Annotated in this window: 13 protein-coding genes; 4 read left to right on the top strand and 9 right to left on the bottom strand. The window is 62.7% G+C overall.

Features of this window, described 5'->3' with window-relative positions:
* Window positions 1-49 precede the first annotated feature (49 nt).
* The 3 genes from B9A19_RS12600 to B9A19_RS12590 are packed head-to-tail and all read left to right on the top strand — an operon-like array spanning window position 50 to window position 3409.
* On the top strand, window positions 50-1036 hold the full coding sequence (locus B9A19_RS12600; protein ID WP_245804339.1) for a glycosyltransferase family 2 protein: 987 nt from the start codon (window positions 50-52) through the stop codon (window positions 1034-1036).
* 40 nt (window positions 1037-1076) lie between these two features.
* Window positions 1077-2081, top strand: a complete 1005-nt coding sequence (locus B9A19_RS12595; RefSeq protein WP_084091153.1) for a lysylphosphatidylglycerol synthase transmembrane domain-containing protein — start codon at window positions 1077-1079, stop codon at window positions 2079-2081.
* A complete protein-coding gene (locus B9A19_RS12590; protein ID WP_084091152.1) occupies window positions 2078-3409 on the top strand; it encodes an NAD(P)/FAD-dependent oxidoreductase in 1332 nt (443 codons plus the stop codon). The genes B9A19_RS12595 and B9A19_RS12590 overlap by 4 nt, the downstream gene beginning before the upstream one ends.
* A gap of 217 nt (window positions 3410-3626) precedes the next feature.
* Here B9A19_RS12590 and B9A19_RS12585 read toward each other — a convergent pair whose 3' ends face one another.
* The 7 genes from B9A19_RS12585 to B9A19_RS12555 form a co-directional block, all read right to left on the bottom strand.
* Window positions 3627-5069, bottom strand: a complete 1443-nt coding sequence (locus tag B9A19_RS12585) for an ArnT family glycosyltransferase (protein WP_176216917.1) — start codon at window positions 5067-5069, stop codon at window positions 3627-3629.
* Window positions 5070-5348: 279 nt separating this feature from the next.
* Window positions 5349-6428, bottom strand: a complete 1080-nt coding sequence (locus B9A19_RS12580; RefSeq protein ID WP_084091150.1) for an acyltransferase family protein — start codon at window positions 6426-6428, stop codon at window positions 5349-5351.
* 563 nt (window positions 6429-6991) lie between these two features.
* Window positions 6992-8992, bottom strand: coding sequence for a hypothetical protein (locus tag B9A19_RS12575; protein ID WP_084091149.1), 2001 nt, complete (start codon window positions 8990-8992; stop codon window positions 6992-6994).
* Between the two features lie 13 nt (window positions 8993-9005).
* Window positions 9006-9941: a glycosyltransferase family 2 protein gene (locus tag B9A19_RS12570; RefSeq protein WP_139798817.1), complete on the bottom strand. Its 936-nt coding sequence runs from the start codon at window positions 9939-9941 to the stop codon at window positions 9006-9008.
* 4 nt (window positions 9942-9945) lie between these two features.
* Window positions 9946-10344, bottom strand: coding sequence for a GtrA family protein (locus B9A19_RS12565; protein ID WP_176216916.1), 399 nt, complete (start codon window positions 10342-10344; stop codon window positions 9946-9948).
* Window positions 10341-12338 (bottom strand): DUF2298 domain-containing protein, encoded by a 1998-nt coding sequence (locus B9A19_RS12560; protein WP_084091148.1) that lies wholly within the window; start codon window positions 12336-12338, stop codon window positions 10341-10343. The genes B9A19_RS12565 and B9A19_RS12560 overlap by 4 nt, the downstream gene beginning before the upstream one ends.
* 28 nt (window positions 12339-12366) lie before the next feature.
* Window positions 12367-14349: a DUF2298 domain-containing protein gene (locus B9A19_RS12555; RefSeq protein ID WP_176216915.1), complete on the bottom strand. Its 1983-nt coding sequence runs from the start codon at window positions 14347-14349 to the stop codon at window positions 12367-12369.
* Between the two features lie 239 nt (window positions 14350-14588).
* Between B9A19_RS12555 and B9A19_RS12550 the strand changes: the two genes are divergently transcribed.
* Window positions 14589-14870 (top strand): YkgJ family cysteine cluster protein, encoded by a 282-nt coding sequence (locus B9A19_RS12550; RefSeq protein WP_084091146.1) that lies wholly within the window; start codon window positions 14589-14591, stop codon window positions 14868-14870.
* Window positions 14871-14875: 5 nt separating this feature from the next.
* Here the strand turns inward: B9A19_RS12550 and B9A19_RS12545 are convergent, their stop codons facing one another.
* Together B9A19_RS12545 and B9A19_RS12540 are read right to left on the bottom strand one after the other, a co-directional pair.
* The gene (locus B9A19_RS12545) at window positions 14876-15169 is read right to left on the bottom strand and encodes a cupin domain-containing protein (RefSeq protein ID WP_084091145.1); all 294 of its coding nucleotides are present in this window, start codon (window positions 15167-15169) and stop codon (window positions 14876-14878) included.
* Window positions 15170-15284: 115 nt separating this feature from the next.
* Window positions 15285-16895, bottom strand: a complete 1611-nt coding sequence (locus B9A19_RS12540) for a methyl-accepting chemotaxis protein (protein ID WP_084091144.1) — start codon at window positions 16893-16895, stop codon at window positions 15285-15287.
* Window positions 16896-16986 lie beyond the last annotated feature (91 nt).

Raw genomic sequence — 16986 nt, 5'->3', positions numbered from 1 at the left:
CGGCACTCACTGGCCGGCGCCATCCTCGTACCCGGAAGAGGATGAGGAATTGAAACACCCACTGCTATCCATCGTTGTACCGTGTTACAACGAAGAGGAAGTCATCCAGGAAACGATCAAGCGCCTGAACGCCTTCAGCGCCACCTTGACCGATCTGGATGTCGAGCTGATTTTCGTCGACGACGGCAGCCGTGACGGCACGCGTGCCTTGCTCAAGGCAGAGGCCGCCAGCAATGCCAATGTCCGCATCGTCGGTTTTGCGCGCAACTTCGGTCACCAGATCGCCGTCTCTGCCGGAATCGACGCCGCGCGTGGCGACGCCGTGGTGCTGATCGACGCCGACCTGCAAGACCCGCCCGAAGTCGTGAGTGAAATGATCGCCAAATGGCGCGAGGGCTACGACGTGGTCTACGGCGTGCGTACCGAGCGCCCGGGCGAGACCGCCTTCAAACGCGCCACTGCACGCAGCTTCTATCGCCTGCTCAATAAACTCTCCGATGTGCCCATCCCGCTTGATACCGGCGACTTCCGCCTGATGAGCCGCAACGTGGTCGACGTGATCCGCGCCATGCCCGAGCGCGACCGCTTTGTGCGCGGCATGGTCAGCTGGGCCGGCTTCAAGCAGACCGCCCTGCCGTACCGCCGCGCCGAGCGCTTTGCCGGCGAGACCAAGTACCCGCTGCGCAAGATGCTCAAGTTTGCCACTGACGGCATCATGTCCTTCTCCAGCAAGCCGCTGCAGATGTCCATCGGCCTTGGCATGGCGGCTGCCAGCCTGTCGCTGTTCGGCATCCTGTATGCGCTGTTCCTGCGCGTGTTCACCAATGTGTGGGTGGAAGGCTGGACCGCGCTGATGATCGCCGTACTGTTCATTGGCGGCGTGCAGCTGGTGTGTGTGGGCATTCTGGGTGAATACATCGGCCGCATTTACAGTGAAGTGAAGCGTCGCCCGCTCTACGTGGTGCAGGAATACATCGGTTACCCGGGTGACCATGCACCTCAGTTCAGCCGCAGCCCGGTCGTCGATCGCAAATGACGAGATCGGCCCATCCGGGCCGGTCGCGTGTGAGTCCGTCATGAAAAACAAGAAATCCTGGCTACGCCTGATCATCGGCGCCGTGCTGGCAGCGTTGTTCTGCTGGCTGATTGCGCGCAACCTCGACTGGCACGAGCTGGGCAATACACTGGCACAAGCCCGCCCGGGCTGGATAGCCGCCGCCTTGCTCGCCTTCACGGTGGGCTATGCCTGCCGCATTTCGCGCTGGCATACCATGCTGCAGCACGATGCGCCGCAGCTGACGCGTCTTGCCTGTGCAGGGCCGTTTCTGGCGAGCTTTGCCGCCAACAATGTGTTGCCTTTCCGCGCCGGCGACGTGATGCGCGCGTTCGCGTTCAACCGTCGCCTTGGCACTACTTCGGGCACGGTGCTGGCCACCCTGTTTGTCGAGCGCCTGCTCGATCTGCTGATGGTCATCGTGATGCTGGGCGGCGCGCTGCTGGCTTTCCAGCTCAATGCCGCCACGTTTGCACGCTTTGGCGTCGGTTTTCTGTTTGCTGCAGCGCTGATCATTCTGGTCGCTTTGCTGTTCCCGCAGGCTTTTGCACCGCTGGTGCGCCTTGGCGTCAAACTGGTCAGCCGCTTTGCGCCGGCCGTCGGCGCCAGATTGCAGCAAGAGGCAGACAAGGGCTTGGGCACGCTGGCACAGCTTGCCAAAGGTGCGACCATGCTGAAGCTGCTGGGCTGGTCGCTGGCGGCATGGCTGGCCGAAGGCACGCTGTTTTATTGCGCCGCGCTGGCCCTGCCCGCCGTCGTGACGCCGATACTGGGCTGGCTGGCCTTGCCGGTGGGCACGCTGGCCACGCTGATCCCGAGCACGCCGGGCTATGTGGGCACCTTTGATTTCCCGGTCAGGCTGGCGATGACGGTCTGGCACACCAACAGTGTCGAGGCTGCGACTGCGTTTGCCTTGCTGGTGCATGCACTGTTGTGGCTGCCGCCCACCATCGCGGGCGGGCTCTACCTGATTACCCATCGTTCACCGAAATCCAACGCCGAACTACAGACGGACCCGCAATCATGACTCAGAACGCACTTCCTTCCAGCACCCGCGTGGCCGTGATCGGCGGCGGCTTCTCCGGCCTGTCGGCGGCGTATGAACTGGCCAAGAAGGGCATTGCCGTCACGGTGCTGGAGGCCGAGAACGAGCTGGGCGGCCTTGCCGCCGCCTTCGACGTGGGCGACGAAAAGCTCGACCGCTTCTATCACCACTGGTTTACCAACGATCTGGCCGTGATGGGCCTGATCGACGAGCTGGGCCTGAACGAGCGCGTGGCGATCAACCCGACCAATACCGGGGTGTATTTCGCCAACAACTTCTTCAAGCTGTCCACGCCGATGGACTTGCTCAAGTTCACCCCGCTGCCGTTTTTCGACCGCATCCGTCTCGGCCTCTTGGCGCTGCGCGCGCGCAAGGTCGAGAACTGGATGGAGCTGGAAAACAAGACCGCATCCGAATGGCTGACCGAGCTGGGCGGCGAGAAGGTCTACAAGGTGGTGTGGGAGCCGCTGCTCAAGGGCAAGTTCGGCCCGGTGGCCGACCAGATCTCGGCCGTATGGTTCTGGAACAAACTCAAGCTGCGCGGCGGTTCGCGCGGCAAGGGCGGTGAAGAGCGCCTGGCCTATTTCAAGGGCGGCTTCGTGGCGCTGGCCGATGCGCTGGCCGCCAGGTTCGAGGCGCTGGGTGGCGTGATCGTGCGCAACAGCCCGGTGAACAAGTTCGAGCAGGTTGATGGCGTGTGGCAAGTGCACACCCCGCAAGGCGTGTTGCAGGCCGAGAACGTGATCGCCACGCCGGCATTGCCGCTGATTGCCGACATGGTGAAGGACTGGGCCGAGCCGGAATATCTGGCCAAGCTCAACCGCATCAACTATCTCGCCAATGTCTGCCTGGTGCTGGAACTCAAGCAGAGCTTGTCCAAGACCTACTGGCTCAACGTCAACGACCCGACCTTCCCCTTCGTGGCGGTGATCGAGCACACCAACTTCGAGCACGCCGAGACCTATGGCGGCCGCCATATCGTCTATCTGTCCAAATACCTGCCGCATACCGAGGCGATGTATGCCATGAGCCCGGACGAGGTGCTGGACTACGCGCTGCCGCATATCCAGAAGATGTTCCCTGCCTTCCAGCGCGAGTGGATCATCCGCCACAATGTGTGGAAGGCGCGCTGGTCGCAGCCGGTAGTGGAAAAGCGCTACAGCTCGCTGATCCCGGCCGAGCAAGGCCCGAAGCCGGGGTTGTACCTGTGCTCGATGGCGCAGATCTACCCGGAAGACCGTGGCACCAATTACGCGATCCGCGAAGGCCGCAAGCTGGGCCAGAAGCTGGCGCAAACGCTGGCCGGTTGATTCCCGCTGGCAGGCAAAAGGCCGACATTGCGTCGGCCTGTCTGGCGTGAGGGGTAGCCTGCAAAGCAAGGCGCAGCCCGTGCCATGAACGATAGTCGGCGAGACCCCCTCGCGGTGGTGAGGGCAAGCGTCGGTGCATCGCTTGCTGTTGCCGGCAAGCACCCGGCCTGGCCGGATGCTGGATGCCGGTGGCTTGCCAATCCGGGCGATCAGACCCTCAAGGCTGGCAGGTCGGGTCGGTGCCGGGCGGGATATAGCCCAGGATGGCGGTCACCTGCTTGTCGTTGCGCGGATCGGGGAAGACCCAGTTGCAATCGGGCGCGCGCACCGGGCCGGTGGACTGGCGAGCTTCGTCCAGCAAGCGGGTGCGACCGGCGATGATGCGCTGGAACTGCATGTTGTAGGTCAGCCCGTCGTTGCCCGCCAGCTGGCGGTTCACGCCATACAGGGTCTGGCCCATCACCATTTCGCGACCCCAGATGCGGATCGAGACCGGGTCGACCGACCAGAACATGCGTACCACCATCAGCGCTACCCCGAGGCTCAGCAGCAGGGGCCTCAATGCGCCGCTGCGATCGAGCCAGCGTGAAATGGCCATGGTGGCCGGCACCAGCAGCAGCACGGCGGCCGGCGTGACATAGCGGGTGATGGTGTAGGTCTGGAAGGTGAGCACCAGCAGCGCATAACCGCTGCCGAACAGCAGCATGGCCGGCCACGGCGTGGCGAACAGCGCCGGAGTGACGGCGGCTTCGTCGTCCTTGCGGTGGAACCAGTGCCACAGGCTGCCGCTGATCAGGAACAGCGCTGCCAGCGTGTATACCCACTGGAAATTGAGCACGAACAAGTGCAACCAGTTTTGTACCGCGTAGTCGTTCCACAGCTCGCCGGTACGGATATTGGCCATGATGGTGCCAAAAGCGCCCAGCTGATTGCCGGTGGGGGCAAAAATCCAGTCGCTCCATTCCGGGCGGCCTTGCAGTTTCAACGATACTATCCATGCCGCCAGCGTGCCCAGCGCGGCGATGGGTAGCAGCAGCTTGCGCCATTCGGGGCGCGGCGCACCGGCGTGGCGGGCCACCAGCCAGCCCAGCAGCCATTGCAGGATGAAGGCGGCCGGCAGCAGCGCAGCGGTTTCCTTGGCCATCACCGCACCGATCATGGCGGCCAGCCAGATGCGCCAGCGCTGGTGCGCGTAGGCGGCAAACGAGGTCAGCGACAGCGCAGCCACCATCAGGTCGGTCATGGTGAATTGCGCGATCGAGTTGAACAGCGGATCGCAGGCCAGCAGCAGCGCGCCGATGCGGGCGGTGCGCACGTCGGCGATTTTTACCAGCAATTGGTGGAAGGCAATCACGCCGATGGCAAAGAACACCGCACCGGGAAAGCTGTAGCTGCGGGCGGTCACGCCGAACAGATGAAAGCTCATCGAGCTGAGCCAGACCTTGAGGGGCGGGTGGTCAGACATCCAGTGGGCGAACAGCTGATCAAAGCCGCCGCTGTGATAATCCATCACCTTCACGAAGTCGATGGCGCCGTCCATGTATGGCGTGCCGCCGCCATAGGCCAGCCAGATGACGATGGTCCAGATGACGGCAAAACCGAGTACCGGCTCGCGCAAAAGCAGCGGGGGTATCACCCGCCGGATACCGCTGTGCAACATGTTGATCTCCTCTTGGCGGCCGCCGTTTGGGCGGCCTGTTCTTGTTTTCTGCTGTCGGCGCGTCTCTGGCGCCAGCATGCCGGATGAATATAAGTGTTTACCCGCGGGTGAAATAGTAAGTGCGTCACTGCCCAGCAACCGGCTTGCATAAATAGGCTGGCGTATGCAGGTCGGGTGATTTTGTTACATAAAAACAATGATCTGCGTTCTGCTGCTGTGTATGGGCGCCCGTGGTCGGGCAGCGGTTTTACAACACTGCCCGCGCAAATGGCCGCCGGATCAGGACGCCTCTTTGGCCAGCGCCTGTGTGGCCGTATCGCGCACGTACTGCCGCAGCAGCGGCAGCACGCGGCGATAGCCCTGCGCCAGCGCAATCGGCCCGAACAGGCCGGCCAGCAGGTAGAGCATCCAGGTTCGGTCGGCTTCGTAGCGGAAATAGACGTTGGACAGGTCGTCAAAACGTACCAGGCCCAACAGGTGCAGCATGACGTTGAGCAGCAAAAAGGCGGCAAAGTGCCAGATCATGATCGCAAAGGTGTTGCGGCCGATCAGCAATAGCCACGATTGCTCGCTGCTGACTTGCGCCAGATGGTGAGCCAGCACGTATACCTGCAGGATGATGGCCAGCGTGCCGACGATGGGCACCCACACCAGATCGTTGCCGATATTGCCCAGGAGGATGCTGTAGCCGATGTTGCCAAAATGCACGATCAGCATATTGGTCAACACGAACAGGCAGATCACTGCGGCCGGGCGCAGCAGTAGCGGCTTGATTTGCGCTTCGTACAGGCGGAAGAAATAACCCAGGCCGAAAAAGAAGAAGCCAAAGCTGCTGCGTATCGCCTGCAAGCGCCAGTCGCCCACGTTCTGCTTGCCCAGATCCAGCATGAAATACAGCAGCACGGTACCGCCGGCCAGGATGAACAGGTCAGCCTGGCGCTGGCCGCTATAGAGTGCACCGGCCGCTACATTGACCAGAAACAGCGTGAGCAGGAACCACGCGGACAGATACAGGTTGAACTGGTCGGCACGGCCGAACGGGCCCCACAGCAGGCTATCTGCATTCATGTCGCTGCCGACATTGATGCCGACATGGCGCAGCAACAGCGTGATCACGCCAAACAGCAGTAGCAGCGCGTAATAGGGCAACAGCTGCGTTTGTGCCTTGCGGCGCAAAAACTGCCATTTGCCGGCCAGCGTGGACTGCGGCTTGAAGAAATAGCCGGAAATGAAGAAGAACAAGCCCATGTGGAAGGAATAGGCCGGGTAGAACAAAAAGGCCGGCTGGTGGCTGTGGCCCATCAATACAAAAATGATGCCGATGGCCAGCATCAGATCGAACTGCGCGTTTCTCATCATCGTCTCCTCGTATCGGCCGGCTTTATAAGCCTGACTCGACGGGCGACAAATGCTTGCTCTGGACTGAGTTGAATCACCCGTGCAGGCAGAATATCAAAATGTATCTGCCTGCATACACAACGGCGCGGTACATACACCAATGGTGTGTCAATTTTGCAAAAATATATTAAAAATCAATAATATATGATTGTTCTTTTGCGGCAGTGAATACACGGGCGGCAATAAAAAAACACCGGCCGGGGCCGGTGTTTTTGCTGGGCGGGGGCGGGAGTACCCAGCGCCATGCAAGCCGTGACTAGGGCCTGTTAACACTTATTTCACGCTTGCGTTCGGGGTAGTTCGGGATGGAGCGCAAGGCGCAGAGCGTGCCGCGGTACGGGTACCGCAAGCGGTTTGCAACGCAGCGAACCGCCCGAAATACCCCGAACCCGCAGGGCTGGGCCGCAAAGAGGCCATCTACGGCGTTACGCGCCTTGGCAATAACCGGTTATTGCCTGCGTTGCGTGCCTTGTAGCTGACCTCTTTGCGGCCCAGCGCAAGCGCGAAATAAGTGTTAACAGGCCCTAGTTGACCTTGTAGATGCGCGTATTGTCCTTGGGGCTGCTGAACACCAGCGGGAAGGTCTGGCCGATCAGCAACTCGTTGGTCGGATACTCGCGCGAGTTGCGGTTGGCATCGTCGACGATGATGTAGTCGATATGCTCGCCGCGCGCGATCAGGCGCAGCTCGTCGGCGCTGGTGGTGCTGTACATCTGCTTTTGCCAGCGGCCGCGCGTATCGGTGTCATACCCGGCCGACCAGGCATAGTAGGGCCAGCCGTTGTAGATGGGGCGGCCGGCAAATTGCGCCGCGTGCAGCACCGACATGTCGGTGAGGAACACGTCCTTGGGCTTGGTATTCTGGCGTATCCAGTCCACCACCGGATCGTTCATCGGCACGAGTACATTGCCCTTGTTCATGTTGTACAAGGTCTTGAGGTCAACCAGGCCGGTGATGGTCAGCAGCGCCACGAAGATCAGCGCCAGCGCCTTGAGCGCCCCGTCGCCGCTGCGCAAAAAGCGCGCCAGCAGCGCGGCAATGTACACATTGGCCAGCATCACGCCGATCATGATGAATTTGTGATTGGCGTTGATGTCGGTAGTCAGCGACACGAAGGTGGCAAACACATAGGGCGAGACCAGCGCCAGTGCCAGCCAGCGCGTGCCGCGCGGCGCACCGCAAATGGCCACCAGCAGCAGCGGCAGAAAAATGCCCAGCAGTTCCAGATTGAAGGCGGTGATACCCGGCCAGGTCTTGAACTCGGCCAAGAAGCCGAAGTACAGGGTGGGGTGCACGGCCGACGCGCCGCCGCCGATGAACAGCTTGGATTGCAGCACCGACATCACCACGGCAATCACCGCGATGACGAGGAACTCCAGCCGGCGCGCGCAGGCCAGTGCCAGCACGAACAGCACGATCAGCGTGGTGATGACCACCGCGCCGTTCCAGAAGCCGATCGCGCCCAGCAGCACGCCCAGGGTGATGGCGCGGCGCCAGTCGCCCACCAGCCAGTTGTCCAGCCCGCCAAAGGTGGCAGCGATGCGGCCGCCGATGTCGGTGGCCTTGTTGCTGGCGGCCATGCGTTGCTGCAGCAGCGGCAACAGCGCCAGCAGCACCAGCACCAGGATGGAAATCGAGAAGGCAAAGTGGCGCTGGTTGGCGTAAACGTTCTGCGCCCACAGGCCCCAGCTTTCGTGCTCGGTCTTGCCGATATGCAGCGAGACATTCCACAGCGCATCCCACAGATCGCCGTTGAGGTGATCCTTGGCAAAGCTGAAAAACGCGAAGGAGCTGCGGAAAATGAACAGTACGCCGGTCAGCACGCCGGCCAGCCGCGAGCCGACGATGGCGACCGCCAGCACGTACAGCAGCAGGAACAGGCTGACCAGCGACAGGATGCTGGGGATATTGAACGCCCAGTCGATGCGAAAGCCCAAGGCCTCCAGCGTGGCCGCCAGGAACTGGAACAGGAAGTGATAGCGGATGGTGCCATCCGGGTAGTGCGGGTATTGCGGCGGGAAATTGTCGCCGAACGAGAACGAACGGATCATCGCCAGGTGCGGGCCGAAGTCACTCCACACCGTGCTGCCGACGAACAGCGCGCCGTCCTTCACCATCAGGGTGTAGAAGGCGATGAAGCTGGACATCAGCAGTGCGCCCAGCAGATACAGGCCCTCGATGCTGCGCAGCGCTTGCACTGCGGCCAGCAGCTTGTTGCGCCACGCACGCCATGCATCGCGCTCGGCCCAGACGATGGCGCCGGCCGCCACCACGCCCAGTGCCAGCACCATGTAGGCGCCGGTGCGCATGCTGCGGGTCAGGTCGCAGGCAAAGAAGGTGGTCCAGTTCATCACCAGCGCGCCCAGCAGCCAGGCAGCCGGCACGCGGATCAGCCATTGCGGCAGGCGGATGGCCGGGCCGAATACGCTCTGCCGCTGCGGGATGTCCAGCAGCCACGGAAAGGCGGCGCGCAGCAGGCGGTCGCCCAGGATGAACACGATCAGCAGGTACAACAGGGCCGACATGGCGGGCTCCGGGTCAGTCGGTGGAGGAGGAGTGCGCTTCTTCGCTGACGAGGTAGCGCGGGCGGCCCTTCACTTCGTCGTAGATGCGCGCCAGATAGGTGCCGATGATGCCGAGGCTGAACATCAGCGAGCTGCCGATGATGAGCTGCAGCAGAATCACCGTGGTAAAGCCGCTGAAGGCATGGCCGGAAAACTTCATGTAGAGCGTCTGCAGTGCGATGGCGAGCGAGGCGACGAAGAACAGCCCGCCCAGCACCGTCACCATCTGCAGCGGCAGTGCCGAGAACGAGGTGATGGCGGAAATGAACAGCTTGCCCAGCTTCCACGGCGACCACTTGGTGACGCCCTCGGTACGCGGTGCCACCTCGAACGGCAGCCGGTAGCGCTTGAAACCCACCCAAGCCGACATGCCGCGGAAAAAGGTGTCGCGTTCTTTCAGCGATTGCCACGCCTCGACCGCACGGCGGTCCATCAGCTTGAAGTCGGATGCGCCGCGCAGATCAAAGCCGGACAGCTTGTGGAACAGCTTGTAGAACGCGTGCGCGCCCAGCTTGTAGGTGCCGCTTTCGCGCCCGCGCGAGGCCTTGACGCCCTCGACCACATCCCAGCCCTCGCGCCACAGCTTCACCATTTCGGGGATGCAGGACGGCGGGTGTTGCAAGTCGGAATCCATTACCACGACCGCGTCGCCGCCGGCGCGCTCCAGCCCGGCGCACAGCGCAGCCTCCTTGCCGAAATTGCGCGACAGCCGCAGCGCATGGATGCCCGGCAGATCGTGCGACAGCTGCTGCAGCGCTTCCCAGCTGTTGTCGCGCGAGCCGTCGTCGATCAGCACGAATTCGTGCTCGATGGCATGCTCGTTCAGCAAGGCGTGCACGGTGCGCACGCTGGCCTCGATATGCGGGCCTTCGTGGTAAACGGGCATGACGATGGATATCAAGCGGCCCATGGCATCACCTGTAGATCACGTACTTGTAGATCGGAAAATTCCACGCCACCATCAGGCCGGTGACCAGCACCTTGGCCAGCTCCGGCCACAGACCGAGGTGGTGGCTCAGCAGATAGAGCAAGGCATTGGTGGCGACGAAGTTGAACGCCAGCAAGGCCAGATAGCCGGCCGCCTGCTTGTGCACCGCGCCGCTGGAGCGGAAGGTCCAGAAACGGTTGACCGCAAATACCCACAGCGCACCGGCAATGAAGCCGGTGCTGTGGGCAATCTGCACGTGCAGCGTATCGCGCCCCAGCAGGTAGAGCAGCGTGAAATACAGCCCGTATTCAATGGCCGCCGCCGCGCCGCCGGTAATTGCGTAGCGCGCGAACTGGTGCAGGGCGGGGCGGGCCAGCGTGGTCACCGCTTGCGCACCCAGAAGCCCACCGGCGGCTGGCCGGCCGGGCTGAAGTTCACCCAGGTGTAGCTGGGTGCCAGTTCTTGCTGCCACTTGGTCCACGCGGCGATATTGGCCGACTCCTTGGCTTTCCACGCCACATAGCGCACGTCATGCGCAATCAGCCAGGTGCGGGCATCGGGCAGGGTGCCGTTGTAGAAATTGCGCATGGCATCGCGCGCGATCCATGCCTCGGGCACGCTGCCGTGCCAGGTCATCAGGTGCGACGGCCAACCCAGCACCGACGGCTTGAGCGTGAAGGTGCTCAGGATTACGCCATCGTTGAAGGCGTCGGTTTCCATGTTTTCCATCACCAGCCCATCGGGTGCGTTGGTGAGGTACTGGAACATGTCGCGCATGGTCGGGTCGTTGGTGTAGCTGCTGCTGGCGTAGAGCTTGCCGTAGTCGGCCGGGTTCTTCGAATACCACATGTAGTTGGCCACATCGACCACGTAATAGCAGGTGATGCCCAGCGCAATGCCCACCACCCAGCGTACTGCGCGCGAGGCGGAGCCCAGCAGCAGGCTACCCAGCGAGATCAGCACGCCGGTCCAGATCCAGCCCCACCATTTCATGGTGGTATTGGTGCGCTCGAACTTGCCGCCGGACGGGTCGTCAACAAAGACCATTTCCGAAATGAAGAAGCACAGGCCGAAAGCAATGGCGAAGAAGGTGGCCAAGCGACGCGTTTCCTTGCGCCACAGACCTATGCCTATCATCAGCAGCATGGGCCAGTGTTGCGCCAGGAAAGGGCGCCACGGCGAGTGGTCGGACATCGGCACCAGCTTGATCGGCGTGGCCAGCGATTTCACGGCAAAGAAGGACAGGAAGGGGTAGAGCAGCACGAAAGCGGCCAGACCGCCGGCAAACAACGCCGGCCAGTCGGTGTGCGGGCCATCGCTGCGCTTGCGGTCACCGCGCCAGATGGCCCAGCCGGCGACGAGGATGGCCTGCAGCGGGAACACCCAGGTGTTCGAACAAATGGTGGCCGGCACGGTAAAGGCCAACATCGCGGTATTCACGCGTGACAGCCCCACGCCGGTTTCCAGCATGGCAATCAGCGCAATCGCCAGCGCCAAGAGGAAGAAGCCGGCCAGCGGCGGGTGATAGTCGCCAAGGAAGTACTGGTAGCCGAATGCTTCCATCGGCAGCTCGGACGCTTCGGTGCCCGGTGCTTCGGTCTTGGGGAAATATTTGGCGGCGAATGGTGTGTTGGCCTGATCATGGTCGTACAGGCCGATAAAGCGCGCACTGCCCCACATGCGGTTGTTGGCTTCGCCCCAAGTGCTGTAGTCACCCTGGTGCACCAGGTGCACGAACGGCGTGGCGCCGGTGCCGCCTATCATCAAGGTGGCCACCAGCAGCACCTTCCAGCCGGTGTGCTTGATGAAACGGCTGCCGAAATCCCAGGTCAGCGCCACGGTCATGCCCATCAAGAGCGGCATGGCAAAGTTGTAGGCCAGACCCGGCTTGAGGTTGAAAATCCGCCCCATCAGCGCAGCACCATAGTGCTGGAACGCGTAGTAATAATCGAACACGCGCTGCGGGAACCAGTGGTCCGGCGGCGGCAGCGTAGCGCCCGGCATGTAGTTGCCGATGAAGAACAGGTCGGTCACGCGCTCCGAGGTCGGGTAGACCGCCGGGAAGATCCATTTCCAGAACAGGCCGTAGGCCACAAAAACCCAGAACACCAGCTCGGCGCGCACAAAGCCGCTGTCTTTCAGGCGGGTGCGGTTCTGCCACAGCACCACGGCAGAGGCGGCGCTGGAGATCGGCCACAGCCAGCTCAGCTGGCCCCAGCCATGCAAGTGCTCAAGGAAGAAGCAGCTCAGCGTAAAGATGAGGATGCCGGCTGCGCGTGCCACGTGGAACGAGGCAATCCAGCGCGACAGGAAAGCCGATACCGCCGCAAAGTGCAGCAGGATCAGCCCCAGCGTAAAGGCGTAGTAGATGGCGGACATGTCGATCTCTGGTCAGGCTGGGGCGTGGTTAGTTGACGCGCTTGAAGATGCCGTACTGCCCCGGCAGCGTGCCGTACAGCGGAATCCACACGTAGTCCGGCGCCAGTTGCGTCTGCAGCTGCGGCAGTGCCTGCGGCGCGCGTGCGATGTCAAAGCTGCTCCACACCATGTAGCGCACGTTCTGTGTTTTCAGCCATTCACGTGCATCGGGCAGCTGGCCCTGATACAGCGCGCGCAGCGCATCGGCACGCTGGCCGACAAAGGACGGGTTGTTGCGCCACAGGTTGATGTGGTCAGGCCAGCCCAGTACGGATGGCTGGTTGGCATGGAGCGCAAAACCGGTTTGCGGGCTGTACGAACCACGATCGAAGCCTTCCAGCACCAGACCGCGCGGCGAGCCGCGCAACCAGTTGAGGATGGCGCGGTTGCCTTCGTCATCACGCAGCCAGCCATCACCCTGCAGGCGGCCGGCGTGGATACGCGGCGTGCTCTTCCAGTGGTAGGCCTGCGGAATCAGGTACAGCGATACGGCCAGTGCCGGCACCAGCGCCATGCAGCGCACCCACAGCTGCCTTGACATCAGGTTGAGCGACAGCAGCCACAGCATGGCCACCGGGTACAGCCACGACCACCACTTGAGCACGGTATTGAAGCGCTGGTAGCGCCCGCCCATCGGGTCATCAATGGTGACGAACTCGGCCAGCAGCCAGATCAGCGCCACGAACCAGGCCGACCACCAGGCCAGTCGCTGCTTCGGCCCTTGCGCGATGGTCAGCACGAACAGCCACAGCACCGGCCACCAGTAGCCCAGACCCTGGCGCAGCGGCGTGCGATCGAGTGCATCGGTCAGCACGATGGGCGTGGACAACACATTGGGCACGTATTCGCTGAAATACGGATAAATCAGCACCATCACGCTCGCGCCGCCGGCAATCAGCCACGGCCATTGCAGCGCGTGCTTGCCGCGCCAGCGGTACAGCAGCCAGCCCAACACCAAGAGGCCCTGCACCGGCAATACCCATACATTGAGCGCCAGCGGCAGCACTGTGCTGGCGCCGATGGCGAAAATCAGCGGGCGCTCGTCCAGCCTGGCCTCATCCTCGCGACGCTCCAGCCGGGCGAACAGCGCCAGGGTCAGGAACACCAGCGCAAAGCTGCCCAGCGGCGGGTGGAAGTCACCCAGATACAGATAGTACGACAGCGTTTCCAGCGGCAGGTCACGCGGCTCGAAGCCAGGCACCGGCGCGGTTTCCGGCGTCAGCTTGGGGAACAGGTGCTGGCCGAATTCGGTCTGGATGTCCTGATCGAACATGCCGGCAAAACGCGTGTTGCCCCACATCTGCGCCACCGGGTTGCCCGGGAACAGCTTGGGCAACACCGGCGACAGGCCGGTGCCGCCGGCAATCACGGCCACCACGATGATGATCTTGAACCAGCGATTGGCCACGAAACGGCTGGCCACACTCCACGCGAGACTGCCCAGCAGGCCGAAGATGAACACATCGCTGAGGTTCATCGCCATGCCGGCGCCCACGCCCAGCCAGCGGCCCAGCAGCGCCGCGCAGTAGGGCAGGAAGCTGTAGTAGATATTGAACTTGAAGCCCGGCAGCCACAGATCTGGCGGCGGCAGGGTATCGCCAGCCGCATAGTTGCTGACGAAATACAGGTCGGTCAGGTGTTCGGTGGCGGCGTCGATGTCCGGATAGGCGAAACGCCAGGCCAGCGCCCACACGAAGGGAATGATGAAGGGCAGCTCGGCTTTCCAGAAGGAAAGATCAAGCAGCTTGCTGCGCAGCAGCGCGGCTGCCGCCAGCGTGGTGATGGGCCACAGCCAGCCCAGCTTGCCAAGGCCCACCATGTGCTCGATAAAGAACAATGGCGTGCAGATGGCAAAGATGCCGACGATACGGGCTATGTGACGGTCGCCGAACCAGCGCTGGAACAATTGAGCCAGACCAGCCGAATTGACGAACAAAATCGCTACCGTCAGTGCGAGGTAGATTGCGTTCACTTCCACTCCTCCATCGAACCCGGCCATCGCTTGGTGGATGGTCCGGTGTTCTCGATTCCCCGGCTACGGCCTGTGCCGCGCCCGGTGTGATCGTACCGTGTTTGCGCTCGACGAGCGGACGGTTTTTTCGTTGTAAGCGTCGAGCTTACTACATCCGGCCGCAAGGGTCATCGTGCCGGTGGTCGGATGCACGTAAAAGCAACTTGCCGCTGTGAGCCAGTTCGCGTTCAATCGCGCCCATGTTGCATCAAACCACCCTTTCCTGCCGCCCGCACTGCGGCGCCTGCTGTATCGCCCCGTCGATTTCCAGCCCCATACCCGGCATGCCGGATGGCAAGCCGGCCGGTGTGCCGTGCGTGCAACTCGACGACGAACTGCGCTGCAAGATATTCGGCGACCCGCGCCGTCCCGCCGTGTGTGGCGGGCTGCAGCCCGAGCGCGAGATGTGTGGGGACGATGCACCGGCGGCGATGGTGTGGTTGACCCGGCTTGAGGCGCTGACCCGGCCTGCGAGGGAATAGGGTACTTATCGATCCATAATCACCAGTACGCCATGGCTGCCCGCCGCAACGGCGTGCGCCGTGCCGACCGGCACCACAAACAACTCGCCCGCGCGCACCGTAATCGCCTCCGCGCCCAGCGTCAGATTCAACTGCCCTTCAATGACCAGCAGCGACTCTGGATAGTCGTGTATTTCTTCCGGATAGGGGCTGCCATCCATGCGCAGCACCTTGAGATTGGCATCGCCAGCCGTGGCCAGCACGCGCGATTGCCATGGCGCAAGGCTGGCCGCCTGTGACTGGAGCTTGATGAGGGGCATCTTGATCCGCTCGCTTTGGGGTAGACCGATTATGCCAGCCCACCTGTGAAGCTCAATGCCGGATGCTTGATGACGGGCCGCCGCAGATGGCGGCTGCCCGCTGGATAGCTGCGGCCTACAGCCTGAACCGCGTTACCGAAGCGCGCAGCTCGCTGGCCAGTTGTTCCAGCGCGCGTACGTCCTGATTGGCGGCGCGGACCGAGTCGGCGGCGTTTTCCACCATGTGGGCGATGCGTTCGACATTGGCCGCAACGGCGGCGCTGGCCTGACTCTGCTCCGAGGTGGCCATGGCCACGTCGCGGATCTTGCCCAGGGTATCGAGCGTGCCGCTGTTGATCTCGCGCAGCGCGTCTGCCGCCTGGCCGGCCTTGGCCACGCCTTCGGCCACTTGCGGGGTGATGGCCTGCATGCTGGCCACCACCGAGCCGGTGTCGGTCTGTATGCCCTGGATCATTTCGGCAATCTGGCCGGTGGCCTGGCCGGTGCGTTCGGCCAGCTTGCGGACTTCATCGGCCACCACGGCAAAGCCGCGCCCTTGTTCGCCGGCGCGGGCGGCTTCGATGGCGGCGTTCAGCGCCAGCAGATTGGTCTGGTCGGCAATTTCCTTGATCACGCCGACGATGCCGCTGATCTCGCGCGACCGCTCGACCAGGCCTTCGATCTGTTGCGAGGCCTGCGCCACGTCACCCGAGATACGCTGGATTTCATGCGATGCCTGCGCCACCAGGTCGGCACCGTTGCCGGCCAGCTCGGTCGAGCGCAGCGAATTGTGTTCGCTCTCGCGCGCGTTGGATGAAATATGCGTGACGCTGACCGACATCTGCTCGATAGCGGCAGCGGTGGATGAGGTGGCATCGGCCGACTGGCGGGCGGCGCTGTCGATCTGCTCCATGCGGCCCAGCAGGCTGTGTGCCGAATCGCCCAGCTGGCTGGCCCCTTGCTGGATGCCGGTAATCATCTGCCGCAGGCTGGTCTGCATGCGGGTCATGGCATCGAGCAGGCTGCCGGGCGGCGCCTGCCCCTCGACGCGCCGGCCCAGATCGCCGTCGGCAATCGCGATGGCCACTTCGGCTGCATAGGCCGGCTCGCCGCCCAGCTGGCGGAAGATGCTGCGCGAGATCAGCACCGTCAGCGCAATCACAGCGGCGACAATGACGGCGCCGATCAGCAAAAAGGTCAGTGCGTAGTGGCGGAAGGTGTTGTCCACATCGTCCATGAACACGCCGTAGCCGATGATCCAGTCCCAGCCCTGTACGCGGATCAAACCGTTGAGCTTGGGGACTTCGACATTGCCATTAGGGCGCTTGGTGGTCAGCTCGACAAAGCCGAAATCGCTGGTAGACAGCGCATCCAGATAGGCTTGCATGCTGGTGCGGCCGTCGGGCAGCTTGGAGCCGGGGTCTTTCTTGCCTTGCTTGCGCGGGTCGGGGTGCACCAGTACGGTGCTGTCGGGCAGGCGCACGAATAAATAGTCATCGCCTTCACGCAAGGCGGCGACGGCGGCCTTGGCCCGGTCTTGCGCCTCTTGTTGACTGAGCCTGCCGGCGTCGGCCTCCGCCTTGAAGTACTTCACCTCGTTGGCGGCCAGTTGCAGCAACAGGCGGATTTCCGAGCGGTGCTGATCGAGCATCGTGGTGCGTAGCGAACCCAGCGCCACGGCGGCAATGATGATCAGGCCCAGCACGGTACAGCCAACAACAAGGCCAAGACGGGTTGACAGCTTCACAAGGCAATCCTTTGCATTAGAAATATCTAATGCATTTTGCCAGTACGCGCCTCGCCATGCACCCAACACCTGCGCTAGGGCCTGTTAACAC

This window comes from Andreprevotia lacus DSM 23236 (assembly GCF_900176275.1).
Taxonomy (GTDB): Bacteria; Pseudomonadota; Gammaproteobacteria; order Burkholderiales; family Chitinibacteraceae; genus Andreprevotia; species Andreprevotia lacus.
Note: the sequence above shows the minus strand (reverse complement) of the source record. Positions and strands in the feature narration are given on the sequence as shown.